The sequence below is a fragment of the Myxococcales bacterium genome (assembly GCA_016706225.1).
Lineage (GTDB): Bacteria > Myxococcota_A > Polyangia > Polyangiales > Polyangiaceae > JADJKB01.
The window spans coordinates 165,594-172,376 of sequence record JADJKB010000006.1; the positions used below are offsets into that span (position 1 = coordinate 165,594).

General features: G+C 68.5%; 10 protein-coding genes. 8 read left to right on the forward strand and 2 right to left on the reverse strand.

Annotated elements, in window-relative coordinates; all coding sequences use genetic code 11:
• Positions 1 to 9 precede the first annotated feature (9 nt).
• The gene (locus IPI67_14060; GenBank protein MBK7581325.1) at positions 10 to 315 is read right to left on the reverse strand and encodes a DUF559 domain-containing protein; all 306 of its coding nucleotides are present in this window, start codon (positions 313 to 315) and stop codon (positions 10 to 12) included.
• Between the two features lie 409 nt (positions 316 to 724).
• On the opposite strand from IPI67_14060, the gene IPI67_14065 reads away from it, so the two are divergent.
• The 4 genes from IPI67_14065 (at position 725) to IPI67_14080 (ending at position 3,185) form a co-directional block, all read left to right on the forward strand.
• Positions 725 to 1,066, forward strand: a complete 342-nt coding sequence (locus IPI67_14065) for a hypothetical protein (protein ID MBK7581326.1) — start codon at positions 725 to 727, stop codon at positions 1,064 to 1,066.
• Between the two features lie 131 nt (positions 1,067 to 1,197).
• On the forward strand, positions 1,198 to 1,560 hold the full coding sequence (locus tag IPI67_14070) for a hypothetical protein (protein ID MBK7581327.1): 363 nt from the start codon (positions 1,198 to 1,200) through the stop codon (positions 1,558 to 1,560).
• 15 nt (positions 1,561 to 1,575) lie between these two features.
• Positions 1,576 to 2,298: a hypothetical protein gene (locus tag IPI67_14075; protein MBK7581328.1), complete on the forward strand. Its 723-nt coding sequence runs from the start codon at positions 1,576 to 1,578 to the stop codon at positions 2,296 to 2,298.
• Positions 2,283 to 3,185, forward strand: a complete 903-nt coding sequence (locus tag IPI67_14080) for a hypothetical protein (protein MBK7581329.1) — start codon at positions 2,283 to 2,285, stop codon at positions 3,183 to 3,185. Before IPI67_14075 ends, IPI67_14080 begins: the two co-directional genes overlap by 16 nt.
• Before the next feature lie 87 nt (positions 3,186 to 3,272).
• Here IPI67_14080 and IPI67_14085 read toward each other — a convergent pair whose 3' ends face one another.
• Entirely contained in the window at positions 3,273 to 3,629 is a 357-nt protein-coding gene (locus tag IPI67_14085) for a DUF559 domain-containing protein (protein ID MBK7581330.1), read from the reverse strand.
• A 357-nt stretch (positions 3,630 to 3,986) separates the two neighbouring features.
• Between IPI67_14085 and IPI67_14090 the strand changes: the two genes are divergently transcribed.
• From IPI67_14090 to IPI67_14105, 4 genes are all read left to right on the forward strand, one after another.
• Positions 3,987 to 4,502 carry a hypothetical protein gene (locus IPI67_14090; protein MBK7581331.1) on the forward strand — a complete coding sequence of 172 codons (516 nt, stop codon included), beginning with the start codon at positions 3,987 to 3,989 and terminating at the stop codon, positions 4,500 to 4,502.
• 29 nt (positions 4,503 to 4,531) lie between these two features.
• Positions 4,532 to 5,281, forward strand: a complete 750-nt coding sequence (locus tag IPI67_14095) for a hypothetical protein (protein MBK7581332.1) — start codon at positions 4,532 to 4,534, stop codon at positions 5,279 to 5,281.
• A gap of 64 nt (positions 5,282 to 5,345) precedes the next feature.
• On the forward strand, positions 5,346 to 6,008 hold the full coding sequence (locus IPI67_14100; GenBank protein ID MBK7581333.1) for a hypothetical protein: 663 nt from the start codon (positions 5,346 to 5,348) through the stop codon (positions 6,006 to 6,008).
• A gap of 136 nt (positions 6,009 to 6,144) precedes the next feature.
• Positions 6,145 to 6,504: a hypothetical protein gene (locus IPI67_14105; GenBank protein ID MBK7581334.1), complete on the forward strand. Its 360-nt coding sequence runs from the start codon at positions 6,145 to 6,147 to the stop codon at positions 6,502 to 6,504.
• The last annotated feature ends 279 nt before the right edge of the window (positions 6,505 to 6,783 follow it).

The window sequence follows — 6,783 nt, forward strand, 5'->3', positions numbered from 1 at the left end:
AGCCTGCGCTCAGCGCAAGGCAACCCCCTCCCGCACCCGCGCCACGACCGCGTGCACATCATCCCGCACCTCGTCCGCCCCCACGCGCACCACGCGGTACCCCCACCGGGCGAAGTCCCGGTCCCTGCGCGCATCAGCCGCCCCTCGCAGCGAGTGATACCCACCATCGACTTCGACGACGAGCTTCACGCTCAGCGCGGCGAAGTCCGCGATGTACCGGCCGATGGGCACCTGCCGCCGGAACGCCACCCCGAGCCTGCCGCCCGAGAGCTCCCGCCACAGGATTTCCTCGGTCTCGGTCATCGCGAAGCGCATTTTCGCGAGCCCGTGCGATGATGAGCGGAGAGCTTCGGGGATGATGGGCCATGGTGCTTCCTCCTCCCGGCGTGACGGCCGGGCTTTGCGACCCCACGGCGCACGATCTGTGACACGCCGCTTCGCGCTCGCTTCATCCGCGGTGCGCGTTGCAGGCTCGGGTTCACTCCGCATGCCACGCGCGGCGTGGCGCAGAGCGTGCGCCACCGGAGCACAGCCCGGCCGTCACGCCGGGCGGAACACCCACCCGGCGCAACATCGCGACGCTCGCAGCGAGTCATCGCGCCGCCAGACCTCGAGCAGACCCCTCAGGTCACAGTCCCTCCCTGCCGCGCGGAGCGGCGGAGCCGCGAGCACGGCTTTGGGAGGGACCGGCGCCGCGCAGCGGCGACGAGGGTGGGCAGCACGAGTGGCGGGCAACCTCGGTGACGTTGAGGTGTTCCAGGGGAAGTTCCGGGATGCGGCGGAGCATTTGGAATTTTCGTTGAGGCATTGGCCTGCGGGTCAGGAAGCCTCGCGCAAGCGCACGGCGGCGCGGTTCGAGGAAGCAAAGCAGAAGATCGGCACGCTGACGTTGAAGGTCAGCGAGGGCGCGGACATCAGCGTCAACGGCAAGCCGGTCGGCAAGTCGCCGCTGCCGGGACCGGTGTTCATCGACGCGGGGCGGCGACGATCGAGGCGAAGATCGGGGAGAAGGTCGTCAAGAAGACGGTCGCGCTCGATGTCGGCGGCGCGCGAGAGATCGAGCTGAGGATCGCGGGGGGGGCGGCGGCGGTGGGACCAGCGGCGGGGCCACCCGGGAATGGGGACGGTTCCGGCGGCGCGAACGCGAACGCGAACGCAAACGCTACAGGTGATCTCAAACCGCCGGGTGGATCCTCGGTGAAGACCGTCGGTCTGATCGCGTCCGGAGCGGTTGCGCTGATCGGCCTCGGTGTCGGGGTGGGCTTCTACATGAAGAAGCAATCGGCGAAGGATGATGCGGACGCACTCCAGAGCGACAACAAGCTCGGCGATAGTGGCTGCAGCGGGAAGACCAAACCCGCCGCTTGCTCCGACCTGGCGGACGCTGTCGATCGCGCGAAGAGCAGCGGCACGATTTCCACGATTGGATTCATCGGCGCCGGTGTTGGCGCTGCAGGCTTCGTGGCATTCATGTTGATGCCCGGCTCGAACAACAAGACTGCGGTGTATCCGCTGCTGGATCAGCACACGGCAGGCCCCGGCGCCTTCGGCCGCTTCTGATGATCAGGGGATGAAATGAAGAAGATGGGCTTTGCTTTCGTGCTTGCTGCTGTCGCCAGCGGCGGTGGTTTGATCGCCTGCGGCGGAGACAACTTCGACTCCTGCGAGGCAACCTCGACCTGTCCGCAGAAGGACGGCGGCACCGGTGGCAGCGGTGGGACGAGCGGCACCGGTGGCACCGGCGGAACCGGCAACACGGGAGGCACATCCGGCACCGGCGGCACCGGCAACACCGGCGGAACTGCTGGAAGCGGCGGCGTTGCCGGCGGCGACGGCGGCACTTGCGACCCGACGAAGTCACCGAGCGCTGAGCCATGTCTGATCGCTGACGACTACGGTGTCTTTGTTTCGCCGAAAGGCGACGACACTAGTGGCACCGGCACCAAAGCCAGCCCGTACAAGACACTGGGCAAGGCGCTCGCGAGCGCGGGGACCACGGGCAAGAGTGTCTACGCTTGTGACGACGGAGGCGGATTCAGCGAGACGGCGACGCTGGCGGTAACGGCCACTCACGACAGCCGCGGCATGTATGGCGGCTTCGACTGCGGCACGTGGACCTGGTCGGCCACCGCAAAAGCGAAGGTGAACGGAGCGGCGGTCGCGCTAACGATCTCCGGCATCTCGTCCAACTTCAAAGTCAGAGCTTCGACATCACCGCGGCGAACGCCGCGAACTCCGGCGAGAGCAGCTTCGGCGCGATCGTCGCGACCTCGAATGGCGTCGTGTTCAAGAACGTGAACCTCACCGCGGGTGATGGGAAGGCTGGAAACGCGGGCAGCGACGGCACGCAAGGGCTGGACGGTGACAACGCAGCGGCGGCGCAGAATGGCGCGGCGGCGACTTGCACGGGTGCGCCGGGCACCCAGGATGGCGGGAAGTGGCCCGGTGCGAGTGCGTGCGGGTCGAAGGGCGGCAACGGCGGTTTGGCGAACAAGGGCCTTGCCGGCGAAGACGGAGCCGCTGGCCTGCCCCAAACCAGCGTGACTCCGCCCAACATCAAAAACGGCGGCGCCGCCGGCTCAGGCACGAACAACGGAACGGCTGGTGTGGCAGGCTCCAACGGAACCTCTGGCACGCTCGCAACCGCCGCTGCCTCGAGCGGGACCTTCACCTCGTCCGGGTTCACTCCCGCGAACGGCAACGACGGCGCCAATGGTTTCCCTGGCCAAGGCGGCGGAGGCGGTGGTGCAAGCGCGGGCTCGGGCTCATGCATCGGCGCGTCTGGCGGCGCGGGCGGAATGGCGGGGTGCGGCGGCGGGCAGGGCACCGGCGGCAAGGGCGGCGGCGCGAGCGTTGCGCTTCTCTCGTGGCAGAGCGACGTGACCGTGAGCGGTTGCTCGCTCACTTCCAAGAAGGGTGGCGACGGCGGAAAGGGCGGAGCGCCGCGCCGAGGAAGCGGTAAGAGCGGCGGGCAAGGTGGTCCGGCCGGGGTGGTCTCGGAAGCGCGGGCGATGGCGGTAAGGGCGGCACCGGCGGCCCCGGCGGCTCCGGCTCGGGCGCCACAGGTGGCGGGAGCTATGCGCTCGTTTGGAACGGAACCAAGCCCAGCATCCCCTCGACGGTGCTCGCCGAAGGCACTGGCGGAGCAAAAGGGCCCGGCGGCGCGGTGCAAGGTTCCAACTTGAATCCTGCTCCGGAGGGCACGGCCGGACCTGCTGGCAAAGAGTTCGAGCAGAAGTGATGCAGGCGCGTGCGCGTCAGCCTGCACACTCTCACCCCTGAGCGATGACCTCCCGCACCCGCGCCAGCACCGCCCGCACGTCCGCCCGCACCTCGTCCGCCCCCACGCGCACCACGCGGTAGCCCCACCGGGCGAAGTCCCGGTCCCTGCGCGCATCGGCCGCCCTTCGCAGTGAGTGATACCCACCATCGACTTCGACGACGAGCTTCACGCTCAGCGCGGCGAAGTCCGCCACGTACCGCCCGATGGGCACCTGCCGCCGGAACGCCACCCCGAGCCTGCCGCCCGAGAGCTCCCGCCACAGGATTTCCTCGGTCTCGGTCATCGCGAAGCGCACTTCGCGAGCCCGTGCGATGATGAGCGGAGAGCTTCGGGGATGTTGGGCCATGGTGTTTCCTCCTCCCGGCGTGACGGCCGGGCTTTGCGACCCCACGGCGCACGATCTGTGACACGCCGCTTCGAGCTCGCTTCATCCGCGGTGCGCGTTGCAAGCTCGGGCTCACTCCGCACGCCGCGCGCGGCGTGGCGCAGAGCGTGCGCCACCGGAGCACAGCCCGGCCGTCACGCCGGGCGGAACACCGACCCGGCCCGGCATCGCCAAGCTCGCAGCGAGTCATCGCGCCGCCAGACCTCGAAACGAGGCGGCAGGTCACAGTCCCTCCCTGCCGCGCGGAGCGGCGGAGCCGCGAGCACGGCTTTGGGAGGGACCGGCGCCGCGCAGCGGCGACGAGGGTGGGCAGCACGAGTGGCGGGCAACCTCGGTGACGTTGAGGTGTTCCAGGGGAAGTTCCGGGATGCGGCGGAGCACCTCGAGTACTCGCTGCGCAACTGGCCTGCGGGTCAGGAGGCCTCGCGCAAGCGCACGGCGGCGCGGTTCGAGGAAGCAAAGCAGAAGATCGGCACGCTGACGTTGAAGGTCAGCGAAGGCGCGGACATCAGCGTCAACGGCAAGCCGGTCGGCAAGTCGCCGCTGCCGGGACCGGTGTTCATCGACGCGGGGGCGGCGACGATCGAGGCGAAGATCGGGGAGAAGGTCGTCAAGAAGACGGTCGCGCTCGATGTCGGCGACGCGCGAGAGATCGAGCTCGTGATCGAGGGTGAGGCAGCGGCGGTGGGACCAGCGGCGGGGCCACCCGGGAATGGGGACGGTTCCGGCGGCGCGAACGCGAACGCGAACGCAAACGCTACAGGTGATCTCAAACCGCCGGGTGGATCCTCGGTGAAGACCGTCGGTCTGATCGCGTCGGAGCGGTTGCGCTGATCGGCCTCGGTGTCGGGGTGGGCTTCTACATGAAGAAGCAATCGGCGAAGGATGATGCGGACGCACTCCAGAGCGACAACAAGCTCGGCGATAGTGGCTGCAGCGGGAAGACCAAACCCGCCGCTTGCTCCGACCTGGCGGACGCTGTCGATCGCGCGAAGAGCAGCGGCACGATTTCCACGATTGGATTCATCGGCGCCGGTGTTGGCGCTGCAGGCTTCGTGGCATTCATGTTGATGCCCGGCTCGAACAACAAGACTGCGGTGTATCCGCTGCTGGATCAGCACACGGCAGGCCTCGCGCCTTCGGCCGCTTCTGATGATCAAGGGGATGAAATGAAGAAGATGGGCTTTGCTTTCGTGCTTGCTGCTGTCGCCAGCGGCGGTGGTTTGATCGCCTGCGGCGGAGACAACTTCGACTCCTGCGAGGCAACCTCGACCTGTCCGCAGAAGGACGGCGGCACCGGTGGCAGCGGTGGGACGAGCGGCACCGGTGGCACCGGCGGAACCGGCAACACCGGAGGCACATCCGGCACCGGCGGCACTGGCAACACCGGCGGCACTGCTGGAAGCGGTGGAGTTGCCGGCGGTGACAGCGGCACTTGCGACCCGACGAAGTCGCCTGGCCTGAGCCACGCCCTCATCGCTGACGACTACGGTGTCTTTGTTTCGCCGAAAGGCGACGACACTAGCGGCAACGGCACCAAAGCCAGCCCGTACAAGACGCTGGGCAAGGCGCTCGCCAGCGCGGGGACCACGGGCAAGGTGTCTACGCTTTGACGACGGAGGCGGATTCAGCGAGACGGCGACGCTGGCGGTAACGGCCACTCACGACAGCCGCGGCATGTATGGCGGCTTCGACTGTGGCACCTGGACCTGGTCGGCCAGCGCAAAAGCAAAGGTGAACGGAGCGGCGGTCGGCCTGACGATTTCCGGCATCTCGACGAGCTTCACAGTCGAGAGCTTCGACATCATCGCAGCGAACGCCGCGAACTCTGGCGAGAGCAGCTTCGGCGCCATTGTCGCGAGCTCGAAGGGCGTCGCGTTCAAGAACGTGTCGCTCACCGCTGGCGACGGCAAGGCTGGAAACGCGGGCAGCGACGGGACGCAAAGGCCGGATGGTGACAACGCGGCGGCAGCGCAGGAATGGCGCGGCGGCGACGTGTACGAGTGCGCCGGGCACACAGGACGGAGGGAAATGGTCCGGCGCGAGCACGTGCGGATCGAAGGGCGGCAATGGCGGTTTGGCGAACAAGGCCTTGCCGGCGAAGACGGAGCCGCTGGCCTGCCCCAAACCAGCGTGACTCCGCCCAACATCAAAAACGGCGGCGCCGCCGGCTCAGGCACGAACAACGGAACGGCTGGTGTGGCAGGCTCCAACGGAAACTCTGGCACGCTCGCAACCGCCGCTGCCTCGAGCGGGACCTTCACCTCGTCCGGGTTCACTCCGCGAACGGCAACGACGGCGCTAATGGTTTCCCGGGCCAGGCGGCGGCGGCGGTGGTGAAGCGCGGGCTCGGGGTCGTGCATCGGCGCGTCCGGCGGCGCGGGCGGAATGGCGGGTTGCGGCGGCGGCAAGGGGCACCGGCGGCAAGGGCGGCGGCGCGAGCGTTGCGCTTCTCTCGTGGCAGAGCGACGTGACCGTGAGCGGTTGCTCGCTCACTTCCAAGAAGGGTGGCGATGGCGGCAAGGGCGGGAGCTCCGCGCCGGGCGGATCGGGCAAAGGCGGCGGGCAAGGTGGTCCGGCCGGCGGCGGACTGGGGAAGGGCGGAACAGGCGGCGATGGCGGCACGGGCGGCCCCGGCGGCTCCGGCTCCGGCGCCACAGGTGGCGCGAGCCACGCGCTCGTGTGGAACGGAACCAAGCCCAGCATTCCCTCGACCGTGCTCGCCGAAGGCACTGGCGGAGCAAAAGGGCCCGGCGGCGCGGTGCAAGGTTCCAACTTGAATCCTGCGCCCGACGGCACACCCGGGCCTGCGGGCAAAGAGTTCGAGCAGAAGTAGCGCCTGGGCAACCCAACACTGCCAGACCAAACCCGTTTGCGTGAGTGCGTGGGGCAGAGCGATTTGGAACGTGCCCGAGTGCTTGACCCCGGCTGTGTTGCGCGGTTCGATGGTGCGGTGGCATCGGCGCTCAGCCCGGATGTTTGCGGCTGGCATGGCGACTTCGCTGACCTGCTGAGGAACGATTCGACGCGGCTTGCCGGGCTGCTCGCTCACGCGCTAGCAGAACGCGGACAGGAGCAGTTTGCCGCGTGGGAATCGAGCATGGAGATCCTGCGC